The organism is Thauera sp. 28, from assembly GCF_000310145.2.
Lineage (GTDB): Bacteria > Pseudomonadota > Gammaproteobacteria > Burkholderiales > Rhodocyclaceae > Thauera > Thauera mechernichensis.
Map to the genome: position 1 here is coordinate 131,709 of NZ_AMXA01000001.1, position 21,996 is coordinate 153,704.

Sequence of the window (21,996 nt, forward strand, 5' to 3'; positions counted from 1 at the left end):
CCGCTCGAGCGCTCTCACTCGGCGGCGAGGTCGCCGGCGATGTAGCTCTCGAGATGCTTGATCGTCTCTTTCTGGTGACTGACGATGGACTTGACCATGTCGCCGATCGTCACGATGCCGAGCACCTTGCCTTCCTCGACCACGGGGAGGTGACGGAAGCGGCGTTCGGTCATGATCGACATCACCTCGTCCACCTGGTGACTGAGCGAGACGGTGTGCGGGTTTGCCGTCATCAGGTCGCCCACCTTCACGTCGCGCGACATCAGGCCCTTGAGCACGACCTTGCGGGCGTAGTCACGCTCGGTGAAGATTCCGACCAGGCGATCGTTGTCGATGACCAGCACCGAGCCAACGTCGAATTGCGCCATCAGGGAGAGGGCATCGAAGACCGAATCGGTGGGCCGCACCGCATGAAAGGTTGCGCCCTTTTGTTCCAGGATCTGTCTTACGCTCGTCGCCATCTTTTCAATCCCCCATCCTTGTTTATGTGCAGGCCGCAGGTGCGCGGTGTTCTTGTACCCCGTTTTTAACCATAACTGGGCATGGACGCAAGGCCGGAGGAACCCTGACGGGCGTCAGATCTCCAGGTTGTCGATCAGCCGTGTCTTGCCCAGGCGCGCGGCTGCGAGGACGACGAGTGCATCGTCCAGGTGAACCGGCGGTTGCAGGTCGGCACGCCGGCGCACCGCGATGTAGTCCGGTTGCCAGCCAGCGGCCTCGAGTTCTGCCATGGCCTCGGTCTCGAGCTTGAGCAGGTCATGGTCGCCGCTGCGCACCGCGTCGCGGATGCGGCACAGCAGGCGGTGGAGCAGGGGCGCGCGGCGGCGTTCTTCGGCGCTCAGGTAGCCATTGCGCGAGGACAGCGCAAGGCCGTCGTCGGCGCGCACCGTGTCTCCCGGCAACACCTCGACCGGCATCGCCATCTCGCGCACCATGTTGCTCAACACCATCAGTTGCTGGTAGTCCTTCTTGCCGAACAGGGCGACGTCGGGCTGCACGATGTTGAGCAGCTTCATCACCACGGTCGCCACGCCACGGAAATGGCCCGGGCGGAATTCGCCCTCCAGGATGGAGACCTGTGCCGGCGCGGGTTCCACATGGTAGCGCTGCGGCTGCGGGTACATGACCTGCTCGTCGGGCGCAAACAGGTGCGCCACGCCGGCCGCTTCGAGCTTCTCGCAGTCGGCGGCAAAGGTGCGCGGGTAGTGGTCGAAGTCTTCGCCGGCGCCGAACTGCAGGCGGTTGACGAAGATGCTCGCAATCACACAGTCAGCGTGCGCGCGGGCCTGTCGCATCAGCGCAATATGGCCCTCGTGCAGGTTGCCCATGGTCGGCACGAAGGCCACTCGGCCTGCCTGCGCGCGCGCGCTGCGCAGGCTCTCGATGGTGTGGTGGATCTGCATTGCGTCCTGGTCTTGCGTAGGGTGTGCTGGAAAGGGGGGGCGAGGTCGGCGAACGGGCCGTTCAGTAGCAGTGTTCGGCGGCCGGGAAGCTGCCGTCCTTGACGGCTGCGGCGTAGCGCGCCACGGCGTCCTCGATGCTGGTCGCGCCGTCCATGAAGTTGCGCACAAAGCGTGCGGTCTTGCCGTGGAATACGCCGAGCATGTCGTGCAGCACCAGCACCTGGCCATCGCAGCCTGCCCCCGCGCCGATGCCGATGGTAGCCATACTGCTCAGACTGCGCGTGATCGTGCTGGCAAGCTCGGCGGGCACCATCTCCATCACCATCAGCGCCGCGCCGGCCTGCTCGAGGGCGAGGGCGTCGGCCTTGAGCCGCGCCGCGCCTTCCTCGCTGCGACCCTGTACGCGATAGCCGCCAAGCTGATGTACTGCCTGCGGGGTGAGGCCGATGTGGGCGCAGACGGGTACGCCGCGCTCGACCAGGAAGCGGATCGTGTCGGCCATGAACTCGCCACCCTCGAGTTTCACCATCTGGGCACCGGCCGCCATCAGGCGTGCGGCGTTGCGCATGGCTTGCTCGCGGTTCTCGTGATAGCTGCCGAAGGGCATGTCGGTGACGATGAACGGGCGGGCATTGGCACGCGCCACGCACTCGGTGTGGTAGGCCATCTGCTCGAGTGTGACCGGCAGCGTGGATTTCTGGCCTTGCAGCACGTTGCCGAGCGAGTCGCCGATGAGGATGCTGTCGACGCCGGCGCGGCCGAGCAGAGCGGCAAAGCTTGCGTCATAACAGGTGAGCATGGCGATCTTGCGGCCTTCGGCGCGCATCTTGCCAAGTTCGAACAGACTGACGGGTTTCTGGTCCTGGAGGTAGCTCATGGGTCACTCCTGAAGGGAGCCCGGAGTTTTCACCAAAGTGGTGCATTGCACAAGTGTGACGCTGCGCCGGCTGGGTGTCCGGTGGCGAATCCGGGCCCGGGCAAGGGGCTCAGCCCGCGTAGCCGAAGAACTCGCGATAGCCCCGCATCTCGCGCAGGCGTTCGAGCAGGAGCTCGAAATCCTCGTCCTTGTCGACCGGGTTGAGGACGCCAGCGTCGACGATGAACAGCGGTGCTGCGTCGTACTGGTAGAAGTAGCGCGTGTAGCGGTTGGCGACCTGCTCGAGGTAGAGCTCGGTGATGCGACGCTCGGCGTCCAGTCCGCGCTTGCGGACGCGCTCCATCAGGGTGTCCGGGCGCGCCTGCAGATAGATCACGAGGTCGGGCCGGGGCGGTTCGACCCGCTGCACGCTGTCGTGCACGCGCTGGTAGAGCGCGAGTTCGTCCGCCCCCAGGTTCTGCTCTGCAAACAGGCGGTCCTTGTCGAGCAGGAAGTCCGACACCACGCGGCGGTCGCCGTCGACCGGGCCGAGTGCGGCGAGTTGGTCCAGGCGCTGGAACAGGAAGGACACCTGCGTCGCCAGCGCCCAGCGCTCCGCGTTCTGGTAGAAGCGCCCGAGGAAGGGGTTGTGTTCGGCCTGCTCGAGCAGGGTCTCGGCCTGAAGGCGTTCGGCCAGACGACGGGCGAGAGAGGTCTTGCCGGCGCCGATAGGGCCTTCGACGACGATGTAGCGGGCTTTGTCGAGCATGCGGGGCGCCTTCGTCAGCTGCGAAAGATGAAATAGACGGCACCGAGCATACACAGCGCCGCCCATAGATAGTCAAGCTTGAGCGGCTGTTTCATGTACAGCACGACGAAGGGGATGAACACGAGCAGCGTGATCACCTCCTGCATGATCTTGAGCTGCGCGAGGCTCAAGGTGGTTGCACCGATCCTGTTTGCCGGCACCTGCAGCAGGTACTCGAACAGTGCGATGCCCCAGCTCACGAGAGCGGCCACGTACCACGCCTTGCTCTGCATGTTCTTGAGGTGTCCGTACCAGGCGAAGGTCATGAACACGTTGGAGGCGGTGAGCAGCAGGGCGGTCTGCAACCATACCGGGCTAGCGGTTGCGGCCGATGTAGCGGACTGGAGCCAGACAGGCATGGGAACCTCGGAAGGCGCAGTGGTGCGTCGGTATTTCTTGGGCGGGGTGGGGGGCGTGCTACTGCGGTGGCGGCGGCTGTTCAGTGGCGGCTGATGGCCTGGTCGGCAACGCCCGCGAGCAGGTCGCTGACGGCGCCGCGGCGCGGAATGTGCAAGCCCGGCGCAATCTCGGCGAGCGGCACGAGCGTGAACGCGCGCAGATGCATGCGCGGATGCGGGACTTGCAGGTCGGGTTCGTCGATGATTGCCTCGCCATGCAGCAGCAGGTCGAGATCCATCGTTCGCGGTGCCATGTGAAAATCGCGCGTGCGTCCGCCCTCGCGCTCGATCATCAGCAAGGCCTCGAGCAGGACGCGTGCGTCGAGGCTGGTGGACAGTTCGATGACCGCGTTGATGTAGTCGGGCTGGCCTGCCACCCCGACCGGTGCGCTGCGGTACAGCGCGGAGCGGGCCAGGACCTGCGTTGATGGCAACGCGTCCAGGCGCTGTAGGGCAAGTGCAAAAGCGGCGACAGGGTCACCGAGGTTTGCGCCGAAGGCGACGAACGCGCGTACCGGGGGGCTCATGAGGCGTTCAGGCGCCTTCCGGCGCCGTGCCGGCCTCGCCGCCCCCTGCGGGCTTGCGCCGACGGCGGCGCTTCTTCTTCGCCGGACTGGTTTCGGCAGGTGCCTGGCGCAGCAATGCCTCACGCTCGTCATGACCGGCATGGGCGAAGTCGTTCCACCACTCGACGATCTCCATCGGGATCTCACCCGCCTGCGCGCGCAGGCGCAGGAAGTCCCATCCGGCGCGGTAGCGCGGCTGCTCGATGAGGCGGTAGGGCGTCTTGCCGCTGCGCTTGTCGAAGCGCGGCTGCAGCGCCCAGATGTCCTTGATGTCGCCCGCGATGCGGCGCGTGATCGCCAGCTTGCCGGCCTGAGCGTCGAGGACTTCGTCCATGGCCTCGAACAGTGCAGGTTGGCCGGCCTCGCCTGCCGCCTTCCTGCGCTCCCAGGCGGCGAGGACCTCATGCCAGAGCAGGGTGGCGAACAGGAAGCCGGGCGACACCGACTTGTCCTGGCGGACGCGCTCGTCGGTGTTCTGCAGCGACAGCCAAACGAAGCGTTCGCCCATAGGCTGCTCGAGGATGACGTCGAGCAGGGGCAGCAGGCCGTGGTGCAGGCCTTCTTCGCGCAACTGCTGCAGGCATTTGACGGCGTGGCCCGAGAACAGCAGCTTGAGCATTTCGTCGAAGAGCCGCGCCGCCGGGACGTTCTCGAGCAGCACACCCATCTCGCGGATGGGGTGGCGCGCGGCAGGGTCGATCGTCAGACCGAGCTTGGCGGCCAGGCGCACGGCGCGCAGCATGCGAACCGGGTCTTCGCGGTAGCGTGTGCGCGGGTCGCCGATCATGCGCAGGGTGCGCTGTTCGATGTCGGCAACGCCGTGGTGGTAGTCGATGATGGTCTCGGTGCCCGGGTCGTAGTACAGGGCGTTGACCGTGAAGTCGCGGCGGGTGGCGTCTTCTTCCTGGTTGCCGAAGACGTTGTCGCGCAGCACGCGGCCGTGTTCGTCGGTTTCGGCCGATTCGGCGTCCTGGCTGGCGCGAAAGGTGGAGACCTCGATGGTCTCCGGCCCACTCATCACATGCACGATCTTGAAGCGGCGGCCGATGATGCGCGAACGCCGGAAAGCCGCGCGCACCTGTTCGGGGGTGGCGCTGGTGGCGACATCGAAATCCTTCGGCGGTTGGCCGATGAGCAGGTCGCGTACCGCGCCGCCGACGACGAAGGCCGTGTAGCCTTGCTCCTGCAGCGTCATGCACACCTTGCGCGCGGCAGGCGACAGCTGCTCGCGCCGGATGCCGTGGCGTTCGAGCGGGATGCGGGCGGGTTGGTGGCGGACGGTGGGCGCCGGGCGCTTGAAGACCTTGCGCAGCAGCTTGCGGATCATTGGGGAAGGCGTCGTACTTGCATAAGCCGGCAATGATAACCGATCGCCCCGTTGCGGCGGTGCGCCTTCCCCCGCCCGCGCATTCAGCGCAGCGAGATCACTGGCCAGCCCTGCGCGGTGGCATGGGCGCGCAAGGTGTCATCCGGATCGACCGCGACCGGGTTGGACACGCGGCCCATCAGCGGCAGGTCGTTGTGCGAGTCGCTGTAGAACCAGCTGTGCTCGAAGCTGCCCATGTGCAGGCCGAGCGATTCCAGCCAGGCTTCGACACGTTCGATCTTGCCGGCCTTGAAGGCCGGCGTGCCGCGGGGCTTGCCGGTGAAGGCGCCGCCTTCCTGGGCGGGGATCGTCGCTACCAGGTGCGGGATGCCGAACTCGCGCACGATCGGTCCGGTGACGAAGGCATTGGTTGCGGTCACTACCGCAACCATAGCGCCATCGTCCATGTGCTGGCGGGCCAGCGTTCGTGCCTTGGCCGTGATCATCGGGCGTATCACGACGTCCATGAACTCGCGATGCCAGGTGTCGAGCTGGGCGCGCGGGTGGCGCGCCAGCGGTGCGAGCTGGAAGTCGAGGAAGGCAAAGATGTCCAGCGTGCCGGCCTTGTAGTGCTCGTAGAACTCGATGTTCTTCGCTTCCTGGACTTCGCGGTCGAGGACGCCCTTGCCGATCAGGAACTGGGCCCAGGCAAAATCCGAGTCGCCGGCAAGCAGGGTGTTGTCGAGGTCGAAGAGGGCGAGGTTCAAGGCGGTGCTCCGTTGGCTGGTAGGTCGTATTGGTGAGGGGCTGAGTGCGTGAGAGGGCTCAGATCTCGAGCCCGTGCTGCATCATCTCGCGCAGCAGGGGCAGGGTGATCGGACGCTTGCGTTCGAGCGAGGCGGCGTCGAGCGCATCGAGCACGGTGCGCAGGCTGGCGAGGTCGCGGCGACCATGGCGCAGCAGGAAGTCGATCACTTCGTCCGACAGACGCAGGCCGCGCCGCTCGGCGAGCGTGCCGAGGATGCCCGCGCGCGAATCGTCGTCGAGCGGCTGTACCTCGTAGATCAGGCACTGGCCGATGCGGGTGCGCAGGTCCTCGCGCAAGTTCAGGCCGAGCGGGGCTGACGGACCGGCGAGCAGCAGCGACTGGCCGTTGCCGCGGGCACGGTTGAAGGCGTTGAAGAGCGCGATCTGGGCCTCGGCGCCCAATTGGTCTACATCGTCCACCGCCACCATGGCGTCGGGCGTTTCGGGCAGGTTGTCGTCGATGTCGGCAGCGGTGAACAGGTGAGCGGGGCGGCCGCTTTCGCGCGCGAGGGCCGCCGCTGCGCGCAGCAGGTGACTGCGTCCGCTGCCGGGCGCGCCCCAGAGGTAGACATGGCGCACCGGCAGCTGCCGCGCCGTACCCAGGCTGGCGAGCAGCGATACGGTTGCGACCAGCTCGGCATTGGTGCCGGCGACGAAATTCTCCAGGGTCGGTGGCGTGTCGGGGCGGATGTCGAGGACGAGCTGTTTCATTTTTCGCCCTCGTCAGCGGTAGGTGGCGTAGCACCGTCGCGGCCCAGGTAAACCGGGCTGGCGTACCAGGCACCTCGTATCTCGCGCAGACCCACCAGCAATGCTGCACTCACTGGCAGCGCCACCAGCACGCCGACAAAGCCGAACAGCTGGCCGAACGCCATGAGCGCAAAGATGACCGCCAGCGGGTGCAGGCCGATGCGCTCGCCGACCAGGTAGGGGGTGAGCAGGAAGCTCTCGAGCAGCTGGCCGAGGCTGTACACCACGGCAACCCCGAGCAGCGGTGTGATGCCCTCGCCCTGCAGTAGCGCGGCCATGATCGCCAGCAACAGGCCGCCACCGAAACCGACGAAGGGGATGAACACCAGCAGGCCGGTAAGCACGCCCACCGGCAGGGCGAACTTGAGTCCGGCCAGCCACAGCCCGACGCTGTAGAAGACCGCGAGCAGCAGCATCACCGAGAGCTGGCCGCGCAGGAACTCGGACATCACCGAATCGATGTCGCCGATGATGCGCAGCGTGCGCTCGAGCATCGGCCGCGGCACGATGCGCTGCAGTTCGGCAAGGATGCGCGGCCACTCCTGCAGCAGATAGAACATTACCAGCGGAATCAGGAACAGGTTGGCGACGAAGGCGATCACCGCCATGCCCCCGGTCTTGAGGTGCCCGAGCATGATCGGCAGCAGGTCCTGCGCACTGTCCCAGTGGTCGGTCAGGAGCTTGCGGAACTGCTCGGCATCGAGCTTGATCTCTGCGCCCAGCCGGGCCTGCAGCAGGGGGGCGACCTCGGCATTGAAGAGCTCGATCAGCTCGGGCAGGCGGCGCACCAGCAGTACGCCTTCGCGATACACCATTGGCAGCAGGATCAAGGCCAGGGCCACCAGTACCAGGCCGAGGCCGATGATCACCAGCAGTACGGCGAGCGCGCGTGGCACCCGGCGCGCGACCATCCAATTGACGGCCGGGTCGCAGATGTAGGCGAACACCGCGGCAATCACGAAGGGCGTCAGGATCGGGCCGAGCAGCCAGAACAGGCCGACCAGTGCGATACCGGTCGCCATCCAGACGCGGGTTTGCAGGCGATCGGCGCGGGCAGTGTTCATTTCAAGTAAAATCGCGGACTTGGCGCGGGCGTCAGCCGCCCGCGGAACCCGTAAATGTAGCCACTTGGCGTGGCGGCCTCAAGTTGAGTGCGCCGCCGGGTGGCCCCGCCCTGCATTTCTTGCGAGCCCAGAGGACCGACCTTGAGCGCACCCACCTCTCCCAATCAAGCCTCCCTTTCCTACCGTGACGCCGGTGTGGACATCGAAGCCGGCGACGCCCTGGTCGACCGCATCAAGCCTTTCGCCAAGCGCACCATGCGTCCCGAGGTGCTGGGCGGCATCGGCGGTTTCGGCGCACTGTTCGAACTGTCGAAGAAGTACAAGGAGCCGGTGCTGGTGTCGGGCACCGACGGCGTCGGCACCAAGCTCAAGCTCGCCTTCCAGCTCGACAAGCATGACACCGTTGGCCAGGATCTGGTGGCAATGAGCGTCAACGACATCCTGGTGCAGGGTGCCGAGCCGCTGTTCTTCCTCGACTACTTCGCCTGCGGCAAGCTCGACGTAGACACGGCCGCCGACGTGGTCAAGGGCATCGCCCAGGGCTGCGAGCTGGCCGGTTGCGCGCTGATTGGCGGCGAGACCGCCGAGATGCCGGGCATGTACCCGGCCGGCGAGTACGACCTCGCCGGCTTTGCCGTTGGCGCGGTGGAGAAGGCCGACATCATCGACGGCAGCAGGATCGTACCGGGCGACGTGGTACTCGGCCTGGCCTCGAGCGGCGCGCACTCCAATGGCTACTCGCTGATCCGCAAGATCATCGACGTCGCCCAGCCCGACCTCGACGCCGATTTCCACGGCCGCAAGCTGCGCGACGTGGTGATGGAGCCGACCCGCATCTACGTCAAGCCGCTACTGGCGCTGATGCAGGCGCAACCCGGCGTGGTGAAGGGCATGGCCCACATCACCGGCGGTGGCATTACCGAGAACGTGCCGCGCATCCTGCGCGACGAGCTCACCGCCCGCATCGACGCCGCGAGCTGGACGCTGCCGCCGCTGTTCCAGTGGCTGCAGAAGGAAGGCAACGTCGACATGCAGGAGATGTACCGCGTGTTCAACTGCGGCATCGGCATGGCGGTCGTCGTTGCAGCGGCGGATGCGGATGCGGCCGAGGCTGCGCTCAAGGCGGCGGGCGAGGCGGTGTACCGGATCGGCCGCATCGATGCGCGCAAGGCTGGAGAGGCGCAGACCATAGTCGGCTGAGGTCGACAGCGGCGGCGGTGGGGGGCCGGGGCATGGCACCCCGGCGGGCGCCGTGTGCCGGGCAGGATGCCTGAGGAGGCTCGACCGTGATCTACCGCGTGGCGGCCGACGGCGTGCTGGTACTGCACCTCTGCTTCATCCTGTTCGTGGTGTTGGGCGGGCTGTTTGCGCTGCGCTGGAGGTGGGCGCCGCTTCTGCACCTGCCGGCCGTGGCCTGGGGCGTGTTCATCGAGCTGAGCGGGGGTATCTGCCCGCTCACGCCGCTGGAAAATCTCTTGCGCGCGAAGGCCGGTCAAGCGGGCTACACGGCCGGCTTCATCGAGCACTACCTGCTGGCGCTGATCTACCCGCCCGGGTTGACGCCGCAGATCCAGGTTGTGCTCGCAGGCGTCGTGATCGTTGCCAATGTGCTCATCTATGCCGTCGTGCTGCGGCGGCGGCATTGATCCGGTCGGCCAGGTGCAGCGTCGGCCGCCCGCAGCAGATAGATGCATATCCGCCTTCAACCCCTCGCGGCTTGCGCCGCTCCTACGGCGGGAACAAACGCTGCGGCGCTCTCCTGTAGGAGCGGCGCCAGCCGCGAGCTTTTTTGAGCGGTCATCCGGCGTGGTCGCCTTCAACCCCTCGCGGCTTGCGCCGCTCCTACCGGGGGGCGGGGCGTTCAGATGCTTACTCTCCGGTTCGAATCGCTGACATCGATCACCGTTTGCGCGCCCGCCCCCAGGGCGAGGTCGTCGCCACGCTCGTCACGCGGTATGGCTGGATAGACGAGCAGGATGTTCGTCTCCGGAAAGATGCCGGCCAGACGCCCGGGCAGCAAGCGCATCGCCGGGCGCCAGGCGAGACCGCCGACGCGCGCGCCATAAAGGACGAGGGCGTCTCCCGGGCCCTTTTTGTCGCTGATGACGCGGATCAGATTCGACCACTTCGCCAGCCCCAGCGTGCGTACCTCGCACTGTGGTGCAATGCCCTTGACGCGTTTGCTGACCTCGGCCTCCTGTTTGGTTTCGGTGAGGATCACGAGCGTGCCGTCGAGCTGTCTGGCAAGGCGCTTGACCAGACGCACGGCGAGCGGAAAGCCGGGTTCGTGGCGGGCGTCGGGTGGAATGGCGAAAAGCAGCCGGCTGCAGGTGTTTAGGGGTGTCCTGGGGCGGCTTACGATCAGGTTGTATTCGCGCTCGGTCAACATGTTCTCGACCAGCGAGCCGAAGAACAGCTCGGGTGCCGTGGTGCGTTCGCTCCAGCCGACGATGACGTCGGTTCCACTTAGCTCGCGCCGCGCCTTGAGGATGCCCGATGCAAGGTTCAGGTCGATGCGGGTGGTCGGCTGCGAGCCCACGTCGGCAGCGGAAAGGTAGCTCGTTGCGCGTGACAGGACACGTTCTGCCGCTACGACCTTTTCGTTCGCGTCCTCCCTGTCCTCGATGACCGTCAACGGGAATATGGGCTGCTGCTGGTCCGGTTCGCGCAGCATCATCGCCAGGTCGAGCAAGGCCTTGTGTGGCGCACGACTGGACAGGCTGACGAGGATGCGTTGCTTCGAGCCGATCACCGCGTTGTCGTTGCTTGCACTCTGGCGGGCGATCTTGCGGCCGTGGTGATCGACCTGCAGGGGGGCGACGATGCAGGTCACCAGCATCATCATGATCGCGCCGTTGACCACCGCATCGTCGAAAAGGCCCAGATCGTAGCCGACGATGGTTGCCGCCAGCGTAGCCGCGGCCTGAGCGACGCTCAGACCGAATACAAGGCCGGCCTGCTCGCGGCTGTAGCCGAGCAACACGCGAGTGGCGGCGGCGGCAAGCCACTTGGTCACCAGCACGGAGGTGAGCATGGCGAGCATGATCGACAGTGAGCGCACGTCTGCGACAAGCACGCTGACATCGAGCAGCATGCCGACCGAAAGCAGGAAGAAGGGGATGAAGATCGCTTCTCCGGTGAATTGGATCCGGTTCATGAGTGCGCTGTTGTGCGGGATCAGCCGGTTCAGCGCAAGGCCGGCGAGAAAGGCGCCGACAATCGGTTCCGAACCGGCAAGGTGCGCCATGCCGGCGCAGCCGAACACCGTCGACAGCACGAAGACGAACTCCGACACCCCGTTGCGTCCGACATTGCGGAAGAACCAGCGTGCGAGCTTGGGCAGGCCGAACAGCACGATCACGCCATAGAGCACGAGGCTGCCGACCAGCGTGTGCCAGAAGTAGTCCCCAGTGTCGCCACGTGTCGACGCGGCGATCACGGCGAGTACGAGCAGGGCGAGGGTGTCGGTGATGATCGTGCCGCCGATGGCAGTGGTGACGGCTTGATTGTGTGCGATGCCGAGCTGTCGGGTGACCGGGTACGCCAGCAGTGTGTGCGATGCGAACAGGCTTGCGAGCAGAATCGCTGCAGGCAGGCTGAAGCCGAGGACGTAGTACCCCACCAGCGTGCCCACACCTTGCGGAATGGCGAAGGTGAGCAGGCCGAAGACGAGGCTGTGCATGCGGTAGCGCTTGAGCACGACGAGGTCGATCTCGAGCGCGGCGGAAAACATGATGTACAGCAAGCCGACGGTGCCGAACAGCACGAACGACTGGTCGCGGGCGAGTACGCCGAGGGCATTGGGGCCGAGTATGGCACCCGCCAGCAGCAGACCGATCGTGCCAGGCAGGCGCCAGCGCCCCATCACGATGGGGGCAAGCAGGATCAGCAACGCGACGAGTGCGAACACCAGGACGGGGTCCGTAATCGGGAGATAGTCGTTCATTTTGCGCCGCACCATCCGGGAGCGAAGGCTGCATCATAGCGCCGCTCCGGCGCTCGCACGCAAGCCTGGTGTCGCGTGGGAGGGCGGCGCGCAAAGAAGGCAATCGCCCTGCACGTTGCGGTGTCGTCGGTTAGACTCGGCAGCGGATCTGCAGCGAGAGGGCGGGATGCTGAGCGTATCGGGCGATGTCATCGAAGTGGTGCGGGGTGCGTGCGACCTGCCGAGCGCGGAGGATGCCGCATCACGCCCCGGGGAGGCGCTACCTCGATGAGATGGGTCTGGATGAGCGGTCTGCTTGCGCTGGTCCTGTCTGCCGCCATCACGGTTTACCTCTGGCCGCTCAGCCCGGGTGTCCTGGCACTGCAGTTCGCCTGGTCGCCGCGCACGTTCGGCGAGATCGTTCACCTTTGGCCGCCCGAGGATCTTGAACGTTACCGCCGCCATCTCGTCGTCGATCATGTCTTGCTGCTGTCCTACGCGGCGTTCGGTTGGCTGCTCGCCACGCGTACCCATGTGTTCGAGCCCTTGGGGCGGGCTGGGAGGGCGTTTGCGCGCATGTGCCTGCCGCTGGCGGCTGCCTTCGATGCGGCGGAGAATGCCTTTCATGCCTGGCTCACGGAGGTGCCGCGATTCGATACGCCGCTGACCTACCTGTTGTCGACCGCATGTTCGTCCCTGAAGTGGGCGCTGCTGTTCGTGTTTGCGGCGCTGCTCCTGTGGGCGTGCGCCCGCGGCGAGGACTGAGGCGGGGATTGCTGATACGCTGTCCGCCAGTCCAGCCCTCAACATCAGGGAGTATCAGACCATGAACATCCGGACCTTGCTCATGAGTGGTGCCGCAGTGCTTGCGACCGCGGTGTCGGTCGTCGTGCTCAGCGCTGCGCCGTCGGCCGCCGAAAGCCGGGCGCAGGGCCTGCCCAGCCTGGAGCCGCTCGACTGCGTGTGCTCGCGCGGTGTCGATCTCGGCGCCGCGGGCGCTGCCGTGTCCACCTTGCGTAACTGCCAGTGCGGTGCGATGCAGTGCGTTGTACATGTACAGTCGGGCCACCTGCAATGTCGATGAGGTTTGCCTCATGAAGCCGCGCGTCACGGTGATCACCCTCGGGGTGGATGAGCTCGAGCGTGCGCTGCGCTTTTACCGCGATGGCCTGGGCTGGCCGACCAAGGGGATCGTCGGCACCGAGTTCGAGCATGGCGCCGTAGTCTTTTTCGACCTCCAGCCGGGCTTGAAGCTGGCGCTCTTTGAGCGCGCGAGCCTGGCCCACGATGCGGGCGTGACAGTCGGCGCGAGGAGCTCCACCGAGTGCCTGCTCAGCCACAACGTGGCCAGTCGCGATGCGGTCGATGCCGTGGTGGCGCAGGCGAAGGCGGCCGGTGCGCCCATTCCGCAACCCGCGCGCGACACATTCTGGGGGGGCTACGCCGCTTACTTCCAGGACCCCGATGGTCACCTCTGGGAAGTGGCGTGGAACCCGAAGTGGCCGCTTCCCGAGGATTGAATACTTTGCGTTGCGGCACCGCGAGGCCCTTGCGTGCCGGGAAACCAATGGCGCACAGGCCGGTCCGTCTTCTGGGCTGGTGCCATGATGGCGCCGGGCGCCGTTGGCGGCGTAGCATCCCCGCCCGCCTGCGCTTTGCAATGGAAACCATAGAGGCATCATGTCTTCACGTCGTACTCCCGTCCTGGCGCTGAGCCTCGCTGGCCTTGCCGTCGTGGCTGCGCTCGCCTGGTATGTCAACCGCGAGCAGTCGGGGGGGCTGAAGGCCGATCGTCCGGGCCTCGCGGCGACCGTGACTGCAACGGGCGCCGCCGCGCCTGTGCGGGTCGAGGCGCAGACGGTACGGGCGCTGGCCCTCGCAGACGATGTAGCGGCGGTGGGCTCGCTGGTGTCGAACGAGTCGGTCGTGCTGCGCCCCGAAGTGTCGGGAAGGATCGCAGCGATCCGCTTTCGCGACGGCCAGGCAGTGGAGCGTGGCGAGGTGCTGGTCGAGCTCGATGCCGCGGTGCAGCGCGCCGAACTACAACAGGCGCGCGCCAACCTGACCCTTGCTGAGTCCAATTTCGGTCGGACCCAGGATCTGTTTGCACGTAAGTTCGTCAGTCAGAGCAGCCTCGACACCGCGCGTGCTCAACTTGAGGTGGCACGCGCGGGTGTGGCGCTGGCGCAGGCGCGGCTCGAGCGCATGCAGATCCGTGCGCCCTTCGACGCCGTAGTGGGCATTCGCAGCGTGAGCCCGGGCGATTTCGTGAAGGACGGCGATGCGCTGATCAACCTCGAGGATATCGCGACGCTCAAGGTGGATTTCCGCCTTCCCGAGCAGTATCTGGACCGTGTGCGTCGTGGCCAGGTGGTCGAGGTATCGAGCGACGTGCTGCCGGGCGAGCGTTTCAATGCTGTCGTGGATGCAGTCGATCCGCTCGTGGACGCCCAGGGGCGGGCAGTGCGGCTACGTGCGAACCTGGACAACCCGGACGGCCGTCTGCGCCCCGGGGTTTTCGCGCGTGTGCGCGTGATCCTCGCCGAGCGTAGTGGCGTGCTGGTGGTGCCGGAGGCGGCGTTGGTGCCGGCGCCGGGCAATGTGCAGTACGTCTATCAGGTCGTCGATGACACAGTGCGCAGGGTGGATGTCCGTACCGGGGTGCGCCGCAATGCTGTCGTCGAGATCACCGAGGGCTTGTCCGCAGGTGCGGTCGTGGTGACGGCCGGCCAACTGAAGCTGCGCGATGGTGCGCAGGTGACGCTCGCGGATGCGCCCAGCGGCGTGGCGCTGGCGGCGGACTGAGGCAGGCAGCGTGCGCATCTCAGACATCTGCATTCGCCGTCCGGTGTTCGCCACCGTGCTTTCCTTGCTCGTGCTGCTGGTCGGGATGATGTCGTACTCGCGGCTTACCGTGCGCGAGTACCCCAATATCGATGAGCCGGTGGTGACGGTCGATACCCGTTACCGCGGTGCGAGCGCAGAGATCGTCGAGTCCCAGGTCACCAAGCCGCTTGAAGATTCGCTCGCCGGTATCGAGGGCGTGGATGTGCTGTCCTCGATCAGCCGTCAGGAGCGCAGCCAGATCACGGTACGCTTCCGCGTCGAGCGCGATGCCGACAGCGCAGCGGCCGACGTGCGCGACCGCGTTTCGCGCGTACGCCAGCGCCTGCCCGACGATATCGATGAGCCGGTGATCGCCAAGGTCGAGGCTGACGCCAGCCCGATCATATGGGTTGCGTTCTCGTCAGACCGCCATTCGCCGCTGGAGATGAGCGACTTTGCCAGCCGCATCATCAAGCCGCGCCTGCAGACCCTGCCTGGCGCAGCGGATGCGCGCGTGTTCGGAGAGCGTCGCTATGCGATGAGGATCTGGCTCGACCGCGACCGCATGGCGGCTTTCGGGCTCACCGTGCAGGATGTGGAAGACGCCATCCGGCGCCAGAATGTGGAGCTGCCCGCCGGACGCATCGAGAGTCGCGAGCGCGAGTTCGCGGTGGTGGCGCAGACCGACCTGGTCGAGCCGGCGCAGTTCGAGGCGGTAGTGCTGCGCCAGGCCGGCACCCCCGACGCCTACCCGGTGCGTATCCGCGACGTCGGCCGTGTCGAGGTGGCGCCCGAGAACGAACGCACTTCGGTACGCTTCATGGGCCGGCCGGCGATCTCTATCGGCCTCATCAAGCAGGCCACTGCGAATCCGCTCGACCTCAAGCGCGGCCTTGACGAGATGCTGCCACGCCTGCAGGCGGAGCTGCCGGAAGGCATGTCGATGACGATTGCCAACGACACCACGGTGTTCATCGAGCGCTCGATCGATGCGGTGTTCGCCACGATCTGGGAGGCGGTGCTGCTGGTGGCCGGCGTGTGCCTGTTCTTCCTGCGCAGCTGGCGTGCGATGCTGGTGCCGCTGGTAACGATCCCGGTGTCGCTGGTCGGCGCCTTCACGCTGATGTATGCCCTGGGCTTCTCGATCAACACCTTGACCCTGCTGGCGCTGGTTCTGGCGATCGGGCTGGTGGTGGACGATGCGATCGTGGTGCTGGAGAACATCTATCGCCATATCGAAGAAGGCATGGCGCCGCTGGCGGCAGCCTTCCAGGGTGCCAGGGAGATCGGTTTCGCGATCGTGGCGATGACGATCACCCTGGCCGCGGTTTATGCGCCGGTGGCCTTCATGACCGGGCGCACGGGGAAGTTGTTTACCGAGTTCGCACTCACTCTGGCGGGGGCGGTGCTGGTGTCGGGCTTTGTCGCGCTCACCCTGTCGCCGATGATGTGCGCGAAGCTGCTGCGCCACGAGCGCACGCATGGACCGGTGTACAACGCCATCGAACGTTTCCTGAGCGGGCTGACTCATGGCTATCGTGGCGTGTTGTCGGCCTCGCTGGAGCTGCGCTGGCTGGTGATGCTGGTGTTTGCCGTGGTTGCCGGGAGCTCGGTGTGGCTGATGGGGCAGCTCAAGACCGAGCTCGCTCCGCTCGAGGATCGAGGGCGCGTGGTCGGCTTGTTCAACGGTCCGGAAGGCGCGACGCTGGACTACATGGCGCGCTACGCACGCGAGCTCGAGGAGATCTACGCCAGCATCCCGGAAGTAGACCGCTACCTCGTGATCACCGGCAACCCGACGGTGTCGCAGGGTATCTCCTTTGTCGGGTTCGCCGACTGGAGCGAGCGCGCGCGCAGATCATCCGAGATCGCCTCCGAGTTGCAGCCGCGCATGCGTGCCGTGACCGGGGTCAATGCCTTTCCCAGCCTGCCGGCGTCATTCGGTCAGGGGGCACGTTCGCGGCCGGTGAGCTTCGTGGTGTCGACCTCGGACAGCTACGAGGAGCTTGCCGCCGTCGCCGAGGCTTTTCTCGATGCGATGCGCGACAACCCTGGCCTGGTGTCGCCCGACACCGACCTCAAGCTCACCATGCCCGAGCTGGCGGTGGAGGTCGATCGCGACCGCGCTGCAGACCTCGGGGTGGCTGTCGATGTCATCGGCCGTACGCTGGAGACCATGCTCGGCGGCCGCCAGGTCACGCGCTACAAGCAGGACGCCGAGCAGTACGAAGTGATCGTCCAGGTGGCGGCGGACGATCGCCGTGACCCGCGTGACATCCGCGACATCTATGTGCGGGCGCGCAACGGCGACATGGTGCCGCTGGCGAGCGTCGTTAAGGTGAGCGAGCGCGTCGCGCCGCGCGAACTCAACCACTTCGGCCAGCGCCGCTCGGTGACGATTTCGGCCAACCTGGCGTCCGATTACACGCTGGGCGAGGCCTTGAAGTGGATGGAGGCGACCGCAGAGCGCCTCCTGCCGCCGGGCTACGGTACCGACTACGACGGCCAGTCGCGCGAGTTCAAGTCGAGCTCGGCTAGCCTGGCGCTGGTGTTCGTGCTCGCGCTGGCTTTCATCTACCTGGTGCTGGCGGCGCAGTTCGAGAGCTTTCGCGATCCCTTCATCATCATGCTCACCGTGCCGCTGTCGATGACCGGGGCGCTTGGTGCGCTGTGGCTGACTGGCGGCACCCTCAATGTATATAGCCAGATCGGCCTGGTCACCCTGGTCGGCCTCATCACCAAGCATGGCATCCTGATCGTGGAGTTCTCCAACCAGCTGCGCGAGCAGGGTCAAGCCCTGCGCGAGGCCGTGGTCGAAGCCGCGGTGCTGCGACTGCGCCCGATCCTGATGACGACTGGGGCGATGGTGCTGGGGGCGGTGCCCCTGGCGCTGGCGACCGGTGCCGGTGCCGAGAGCCGCCAGCAGATCGGCTGGGTGATTGTCGGCGGGCTGCTGATCGGTACCTTCTTCACGCTGTTCGTGGTGCCGACCGTCTACACGCTGCTGGCGCGTCGTGAGCGTGAGGCGCTGCCAGACGGGGCATCGGCACAGATCCAGACCTGAACAAGCGATCGGGCCCGCACCCCGCCCGTGGCGTGAGTGCGGGCCCCGTTGACCGTGTGTGCCGTTGTCAGCCTGCGGTCTCGACCTTCTTCAGGTGCGCATAGATCTGATCCTTGATCAGCAGCTTTTCCTTCTTCATCACTTCGACTTCTTCGTGAGTGCCGAGCTCGATGTTCGCCTCGACGTTCTTGATCTTGTGATCCAGTTCGTTGTGGCGCTCGAAGAGCTGAGTGAAGTGACGGTCGGTGTTCTTGAGACGGGTGATCAGTTCGCGGTATTCGGGAAACATAGGCTCTCCTGCATTTCAGGCTTGGGAAAAGTCGCGATCTGTTAGCTGCAGTCTACTCCTCTCCCTGTGCCTCCGCGAGTGTCTGCCCGTGACCTGCAAGCCCCCGCGGCTGGCGCCCAAGCGGAAAATCGCACGGCATGCGGCCCTGCTGTAGGAGCGACGCAAGTCGCGAGCTTTTTCTGGGGCAATGTCCCCGCGGCGTCGTCTTCAACCCCTCGCGGCTGGCGCCGCGCCCACTGCAGCCGACCTGTACCCGGCCCCGCTGAGTTGTGGGGCGCGGCGCGGGCGTTCAACCGAACAGGTAGGGGAAGAGTCTGTGGCGCTCCTCGGCGCTGAGCGCCTTCATGCGCTTGACGTTGCGCTCAGGGATGGCATCCACGTCGGGGTAGTGGGCGATGATCTTCTCCAGGCTCTCTTCGCGGATGATGTGGAGCAGCGGCCACGGCGAGCGGTTGGTGAGGTTGCCCGGGTCATCGCTGTCGGTGTCGGCGAATTGGTACTGGGGATGGAAGCTTGCGACCTGCAGTTCGCCTTCCCAGCCGAAGTGCTCGACCCAGAGGTCTACGGCATCGAGGAAATCATTGTAGTCGGCGAAGTCCTCGAGCATGTCGGGGATGGCGAGCAGCGTGGTCTCGAGCTGTTCCGCCGGGGTGTCCGACAGGCGCTCGAGTTCGGCCTGCAGGTCGTTGAGCAGCGCTTCCTCGTCGCGCGCATGGCTGACGGCGATGCGCACGCGCCCCTCGCGCCGTGGTTTGGCGGCGAAGGGACAGAGCTCGAGACCGATGACGACTTCGTCGAGCCACTGCTCGACGTCGCTGATGATCTGTTCGTCCATGGGTTTCCGTTGCTTGGGGTAAGAAATGGGCTGGTGGGAGTGGGGCGGCGGGGTACTTGCGCTCAGCTGTCGAGCAGGCGGAATGCCGCCGCGCGCACGGCCTCGGTGAGGTCCGGGCGCAGGCAGTCGAGCTCGATCAGGTCCGGCCATGTTTCGCGGAACTGTCTTTGCCAGGTGAGCTGGCGCTTGGCGAGCTGGCGGGTGGCAGCGATGCCCTTGAAGCGCAGTTCATCGTAGCCGAGGTCACCGTCAAGATACTCCCAGACCTGGCGATAGCCGACGCAGCGCATCGACGGCATGGCCGGGTCGAGCCGATAGTCGTGGCGCAGCTGGCGGACCTCGTCGATGAAACCGGCATGCAGCATGGCGTCGAAGCGCTGCTCGATGCGAGTGTGGAGCACCTCGCGAGCCGAGGGTGCAAGTGCGATGGGCAGCAGTCTGCAGGGCAGGGTGCTGTCTTCCTTGCGCTCATAACTCTCGGCCAGGGGCCGGCCAGTCAGGCGCACGATCTCCAGGGCACGCTGGATGCGTTGGGCGTCACCGGGCTCCAGGCGGGCCGCGGCCTCGGGGTCAAGGCGGGCGAGTTCGGCGTGCATGGCTGGCCAGCCACGCGCAGCCGCTTCGTCGTCAATGGCGCGGCGCAGGGTCGCGTCTGCCGCCGGCAAATCCGACAGGCCGTCGCGCAGGGCCTTGAAGTACAGCATGGTGCCTCCTGCGAGCAATGGAACATGCCCGCGCGCCGTGATCTCTGACATCAGGCGCAGCGTGTCGGCGCGAAAGCGGGCCGCGGAATAGCTTTCTTCCGGGGAGATGATGTCGATCAGGTGATGCGGGCAGGAGGCCTGCTCTTCGGCACTGGGTTTGGCCGTGCCGATGTCCATGTCGCGATACACCAGGGCCGAGTCGACACTGATGATCTCGACCGGGAGCCGTTGCGCAAGCGCGAGCGCACAGGCCGTCTTGCCGCTGGCCGTCGGCCCGAGGAGGAGGAGGGCGGGTGGGCGCGGCAATCCCTCAGCTGCACATGCGGTGAGGGAGGAGGGGGCGGTGTCCGCGGCTTCTGCGCGACAGGGGTTCGAGTTGCTCAAGTGGATCCGGTAGCAGCAGTCGGCGTGCGGGTCATGGAGGCCGGGGCACGCATGCTGCGCTGGAGATGAGTGCGTTGGCGCGGATTATCCTCCACCCGGGCCAGGAAGGGGTGTTGAACGCTGCAGTTGCGGACACACATGCCTGGAATGCCGCTGCCTAAAATAGAGGCAGCGGCACCGACTCTCGATGCGTCAAGGGCTTGCCACATTTATCCACAGCTTGTCCCGAGGGCTGCTCACGGTCGCTGGGGAAAACGGACCACGCCCGAGGGCTCTGATCTGCGCCGGTCGAGCTTGTCCGCATACATCGCGTGATCGGCATGGCGGAGCAGGCTCTCCGGGCTGTCGCCATCGTCGGGATAGAGTGCGCCACCGATCGCGCCGCCGACGCTCAGTCCGAGGCCTGCGATCTGGGGTGTGGTGAGGGGCGCGCGCAGTACGGCTTCGACGTGGAGACGAACCTGATCGAGTGCGGGGCGGTCGGTGACGTTGTCGGTGACGATCACGAACTCGTCCCCGGCGTAGCGGGCGACGAGGTCTTCCGCGCGAACGCTGTGCGCGAGACGGTTGGCAATCTCCTGCAGTACCTGGTCGCCGATTTCGTGACCGTGGTTGTCGTTGATGCTCTTGAAGCGGTTGAGGTCGATGAACAGCACGCCGACGTGTGGGTTGCGCCGGTCGTTGCGTGCGTGCTCGATGCGGCGCTGCAACTGCTGGAGCAGGGCCTCGCGGTTGGCGAGCCCGGTCAGGCGGTCGGTGCGCAGGCGGTCCTGCATGCGCTCGAAGCTGCGTGCAAGCTCGCCAATCTCGTCACGGCGCACGATGCCGACCGGCGTCTCGAGGTCGCCGTCACCGATGCGGCTGGCGACCGCCGCCAAGCTGCGCAGATCGCGCGACACCCAACTCAGGATGCCGAGGCCGATCGCGACCGCGACCATCACGGCGATGGTCGCCAGCACGACCGTGCGGCGTACGTTCTCGATGACGTCGCCGAGGAAGTCGCTGGCTGGCATTGCGACCACGGTAACCCAGTCGAGGCCTGCTGCATCGCGCACGCGGTCGATGGCGGCATGGATCTGGTTGCCCTCGGGGTCGACAAACTCGAATACCCGCGGCAGCTTCTCGTCGCTGACGACCGCAATGCGGTCGCGTACCGTCAGGTAGCTCGCCTTGAGCAAGGGGTGGTCGCTCTCCGCCGCTTGCAGCCGCCCGTAGCTGCCATCGGGCAGCACGACCACGTTGGCGCTCGCTGACGAGGCGATCAGATTGCCGTCCGGCTCCACGATGAAGGCGATGCCGTTGGGCGATACCTTGAGGCGGCCGACGAAGTCATTGAGCGCCTTGAGCGCGACGTCGGTGGCGACCACGCCGGCGAATTCATTGTCGGGTCCCAGCACGCGGCGCGCACGCGTCGCGACCAGCTGCAGGGTGCCGAAATCGATGTAAACCGACGTCCAGGTGTGGCCGTCGGTCGTCTTGCCGTTTGCATACCACGGGCGTGTGCGCGGATCGAACAGCGTGGTTTCCCGGCGGACGAACTCGAGGTGGCCGTCGACACCCTGGTAGCGGTAGATGGCGCGATGTTCATCCGCGCGCAGTTTCATGCGCAGCTCGACCTCCTCGCTCGAGCGGCGATACAGCCCGAGCCCCTGGCCAGCTTCGTTGCCATAGTAAACGTAGTCGTTCGGGTCGGTATGGATGGAGGTTGCCACCCAGAAGCGGTTGCGGATGTCGTGGAAGTCCTGCTCGATGGTCGGTGGTGCGGGCATGCCCTCGGGGAAGGCCGACTCGAGCACTGCGCTCGAACCGACGACGTGCCGGTCGACTGCCTGAGTGATCCGACCGACGGTTTCGAGCAGCAATTGACCCGAGACTGTAGACAGGGCGCGGCTTCCCGCCGAATAGGAGAGCACCCCGAGGGCCACGGCGAGGCCAACGAGGAGCAGCACATAGGGCACGATCAGCACGAGCCGCAGGGAGATGGATTGCAGGAGGCGGGTCGGCATGGCGT

Annotated in this window: 22 protein-coding genes; 7 read left to right on the forward strand and 15 right to left on the reverse strand. The window is 66.1% G+C overall.

From position 1 onward, the window contains the following. Positions 1–14: 14 nt before the first annotated feature. The 10 genes from C662_RS00570 to C662_RS00615 form a co-directional block, all read right to left on the reverse strand. Positions 15–461, reverse strand: coding sequence for a CBS domain-containing protein (locus tag C662_RS00570; protein WP_002923644.1), 447 nt, complete (start codon positions 459–461; stop codon positions 15–17). Positions 462–575: 114 nt separating this feature from the next. Beyond that, positions 576–1,403: a pantoate--beta-alanine ligase gene (panC, locus tag C662_RS00575; RefSeq protein WP_002923645.1), complete on the reverse strand. Its 828-nt coding sequence runs from the start codon at positions 1,401–1,403 to the stop codon at positions 576–578. 61 nt (positions 1,404–1,464) lie between these two features. Then, entirely contained in the window at positions 1,465–2,280 is an 816-nt protein-coding gene (panB, locus tag C662_RS00580; protein ID WP_002923649.1) for a 3-methyl-2-oxobutanoate hydroxymethyltransferase, read from the reverse strand. A gap of 109 nt (positions 2,281–2,389) precedes the next feature. Beyond that, entirely contained in the window at positions 2,390–3,028 is a 639-nt protein-coding gene (locus C662_RS00585; RefSeq protein WP_002923651.1) for a deoxynucleoside kinase, read from the reverse strand. 14 nt (positions 3,029–3,042) lie between these two features. Then, a complete protein-coding gene (locus C662_RS00590; RefSeq protein WP_037983894.1) occupies positions 3,043–3,426 on the reverse strand; it encodes a DMT family protein in 384 nt (127 codons plus the stop codon). Positions 3,427–3,506: 80 nt separating this feature from the next. Beyond that, complete coding sequence (gene folK / locus C662_RS00595; RefSeq protein WP_002923656.1) at positions 3,507–3,992, reverse strand: 2-amino-4-hydroxy-6-hydroxymethyldihydropteridine diphosphokinase; 486 nt, start codon at positions 3,990–3,992, stop codon at positions 3,507–3,509. Positions 3,993–3,999: 7 nt separating this feature from the next. Next, positions 4,000–5,358: a polynucleotide adenylyltransferase PcnB gene (pcnB, locus tag C662_RS00600; protein WP_002923657.1), complete on the reverse strand. Its 1,359-nt coding sequence runs from the start codon at positions 5,356–5,358 to the stop codon at positions 4,000–4,002. 83 nt (positions 5,359–5,441) lie between these two features. Continuing rightward, complete coding sequence (locus C662_RS00605) at positions 5,442–6,104, reverse strand: HAD family hydrolase (RefSeq protein WP_002923659.1); 663 nt, start codon at positions 6,102–6,104, stop codon at positions 5,442–5,444. A gap of 58 nt (positions 6,105–6,162) precedes the next feature. Then, complete coding sequence (hda, locus tag C662_RS00610; RefSeq protein ID WP_002923662.1) at positions 6,163–6,855, reverse strand: DnaA regulatory inactivator Hda; 693 nt, start codon at positions 6,853–6,855, stop codon at positions 6,163–6,165. Beyond that, positions 6,852–7,958, reverse strand: a complete 1,107-nt coding sequence (locus C662_RS00615) for an AI-2E family transporter (protein ID WP_002923664.1) — start codon at positions 7,956–7,958, stop codon at positions 6,852–6,854. The genes hda and C662_RS00615 overlap by 4 nt, the downstream gene beginning before the upstream one ends. A gap of 141 nt (positions 7,959–8,099) precedes the next feature. Between C662_RS00615 and purM the strand changes: the two genes are divergently transcribed. Both purM and C662_RS00625 read left to right on the forward strand, forming a co-directional pair. Continuing rightward, positions 8,100–9,158: a phosphoribosylformylglycinamidine cyclo-ligase gene (gene purM / locus C662_RS00620; protein WP_002923667.1), complete on the forward strand. Its 1,059-nt coding sequence runs from the start codon at positions 8,100–8,102 to the stop codon at positions 9,156–9,158. A gap of 86 nt (positions 9,159–9,244) precedes the next feature. Beyond that, positions 9,245–9,604 (forward strand): DUF2784 domain-containing protein, encoded by a 360-nt coding sequence (locus C662_RS00625; protein ID WP_002923670.1) that lies wholly within the window; start codon positions 9,245–9,247, stop codon positions 9,602–9,604. Positions 9,605–9,819: 215 nt separating this feature from the next. Here the strand turns inward: C662_RS00625 and C662_RS00630 are convergent, their stop codons facing one another. Beyond that, the gene (locus C662_RS00630) at positions 9,820–11,904 is read right to left on the reverse strand and encodes a cation:proton antiporter (RefSeq protein WP_232433185.1); all 2,085 of its coding nucleotides are present in this window, start codon (positions 11,902–11,904) and stop codon (positions 9,820–9,822) included. Between the two features lie 267 nt (positions 11,905–12,171). On the opposite strand from C662_RS00630, the gene C662_RS00635 reads away from it, so the two are divergent. The 5 genes from C662_RS00635 to C662_RS00655 all read left to right on the forward strand — a co-directional run bounded on the left by C662_RS00635 (position 12,172) and on the right by C662_RS00655 (position 17,773). Then, positions 12,172–12,648: a hypothetical protein gene (locus C662_RS00635; RefSeq protein WP_232433186.1), complete on the forward strand. Its 477-nt coding sequence runs from the start codon at positions 12,172–12,174 to the stop codon at positions 12,646–12,648. Positions 12,649–12,709: 61 nt separating this feature from the next. Beyond that, complete coding sequence (locus tag C662_RS00640) at positions 12,710–12,967, forward strand: hypothetical protein (protein ID WP_002923679.1); 258 nt, start codon at positions 12,710–12,712, stop codon at positions 12,965–12,967. A 10-nt stretch (positions 12,968–12,977) separates the two neighbouring features. After that, positions 12,978–13,403: a VOC family protein gene (locus tag C662_RS00645; protein ID WP_002923681.1), complete on the forward strand. Its 426-nt coding sequence runs from the start codon at positions 12,978–12,980 to the stop codon at positions 13,401–13,403. A 160-nt stretch (positions 13,404–13,563) separates the two neighbouring features. Further along, entirely contained in the window at positions 13,564–14,688 is a 1,125-nt protein-coding gene (locus C662_RS00650; RefSeq protein WP_002923684.1) for an efflux RND transporter periplasmic adaptor subunit, read from the forward strand. A 10-nt stretch (positions 14,689–14,698) separates the two neighbouring features. Further along, positions 14,699–17,773 (forward strand): efflux RND transporter permease subunit, encoded by a 3,075-nt coding sequence (locus tag C662_RS00655; protein WP_198291857.1) that lies wholly within the window; start codon positions 14,699–14,701, stop codon positions 17,771–17,773. A 67-nt stretch (positions 17,774–17,840) separates the two neighbouring features. On the opposite strand, the gene C662_RS00660 is transcribed toward C662_RS00655, so the two are convergent. The 4 genes from C662_RS00660 to C662_RS00675 all read right to left on the reverse strand — a co-directional run bounded on the left by C662_RS00660 (position 17,841) and on the right by C662_RS00675 (position 21,991). Beyond that, on the reverse strand, positions 17,841–18,062 hold the full coding sequence (locus tag C662_RS00660) for a YdcH family protein (RefSeq protein ID WP_002923690.1): 222 nt from the start codon (positions 18,060–18,062) through the stop codon (positions 17,841–17,843). A gap of 289 nt (positions 18,063–18,351) precedes the next feature. Beyond that, complete coding sequence (locus tag C662_RS00665) at positions 18,352–18,897, reverse strand: DUF1415 domain-containing protein (protein WP_002923698.1); 546 nt, start codon at positions 18,895–18,897, stop codon at positions 18,352–18,354. Between the two features lie 62 nt (positions 18,898–18,959). Further along, positions 18,960–19,907, reverse strand: a complete 948-nt coding sequence (miaA, locus tag C662_RS00670; protein WP_002923700.1) for a tRNA (adenosine(37)-N6)-dimethylallyltransferase MiaA — start codon at positions 19,905–19,907, stop codon at positions 18,960–18,962. Positions 19,908–20,221: 314 nt separating this feature from the next. After that, positions 20,222–21,991, reverse strand: a complete 1,770-nt coding sequence (locus tag C662_RS00675) for a diguanylate cyclase domain-containing protein (protein WP_002923702.1) — start codon at positions 21,989–21,991, stop codon at positions 20,222–20,224. Between the last annotated feature and the right edge of the window lie 5 nt (positions 21,992–21,996).

What these genes read in the sequence shown, in the direction of transcription:
- pcnB (WP_002923657.1), bottom strand. Translation starts at nt 5,358, where the DNA reads ATGATCCGCAAGCTGCTGCGCAAGGTCTTCAAGCGCCCGGCGCCCACC.
- C662_RS00590 (WP_037983894.1), bottom strand. Translation starts at nt 3,426, where the DNA reads ATGCCTGTCTGGCTCCAGTCCGCTACATCGGCCGCAACCGCTAGCCCG.
- C662_RS00640 (WP_002923679.1), top strand. Translation starts at nt 12,710, where the DNA reads ATGAACATCCGGACCTTGCTCATGAGTGGTGCCGCAGTGCTTGCGACC.
- C662_RS00650 (WP_002923684.1), top strand. Translation starts at nt 13,564, where the DNA reads ATGTCTTCACGTCGTACTCCCGTCCTGGCGCTGAGCCTCGCTGGCCTT.
- hda (WP_002923662.1), bottom strand. Translation starts at nt 6,855, where the DNA reads ATGAAACAGCTCGTCCTCGACATCCGCCCCGACACGCCACCGACCCTG.
- C662_RS00570 (WP_002923644.1), bottom strand. Translation starts at nt 461, where the DNA reads ATGGCGACGAGCGTAAGACAGATCCTGGAACAAAAGGGCGCAACCTTT.
- C662_RS00585 (WP_002923651.1), bottom strand. Translation starts at nt 3,028, where the DNA reads ATGCTCGACAAAGCCCGCTACATCGTCGTCGAAGGCCCTATCGGCGCC.
- C662_RS00665 (WP_002923698.1), bottom strand. Translation starts at nt 18,897, where the DNA reads ATGGACGAACAGATCATCAGCGACGTCGAGCAGTGGCTCGACGAAGTC.
- folK (WP_002923656.1), bottom strand. Translation starts at nt 3,992, where the DNA reads ATGAGCCCCCCGGTACGCGCGTTCGTCGCCTTCGGCGCAAACCTCGGT.
- C662_RS00645 (WP_002923681.1), top strand. Translation starts at nt 12,978, where the DNA reads ATGAAGCCGCGCGTCACGGTGATCACCCTCGGGGTGGATGAGCTCGAG.
- C662_RS00635 (WP_232433186.1), top strand. Translation starts at nt 12,172, where the DNA reads ATGAGATGGGTCTGGATGAGCGGTCTGCTTGCGCTGGTCCTGTCTGCC.
- C662_RS00660 (WP_002923690.1), bottom strand. Translation starts at nt 18,062, where the DNA reads ATGTTTCCCGAATACCGCGAACTGATCACCCGTCTCAAGAACACCGAC.
- panC (WP_002923645.1), bottom strand. Translation starts at nt 1,403, where the DNA reads ATGCAGATCCACCACACCATCGAGAGCCTGCGCAGCGCGCGCGCGCAG.
- panB (WP_002923649.1), bottom strand. Translation starts at nt 2,280, where the DNA reads ATGAGCTACCTCCAGGACCAGAAACCCGTCAGTCTGTTCGAACTTGGC.
- C662_RS00615 (WP_002923664.1), bottom strand. Translation starts at nt 7,958, where the DNA reads ATGAACACTGCCCGCGCCGATCGCCTGCAAACCCGCGTCTGGATGGCG.
- C662_RS00675 (WP_002923702.1), bottom strand. Translation starts at nt 21,991, where the DNA reads ATGCCGACCCGCCTCCTGCAATCCATCTCCCTGCGGCTCGTGCTGATC.
- C662_RS00630 (WP_232433185.1), bottom strand. Translation starts at nt 11,904, where the DNA reads ATGAACGACTATCTCCCGATTACGGACCCCGTCCTGGTGTTCGCACTC.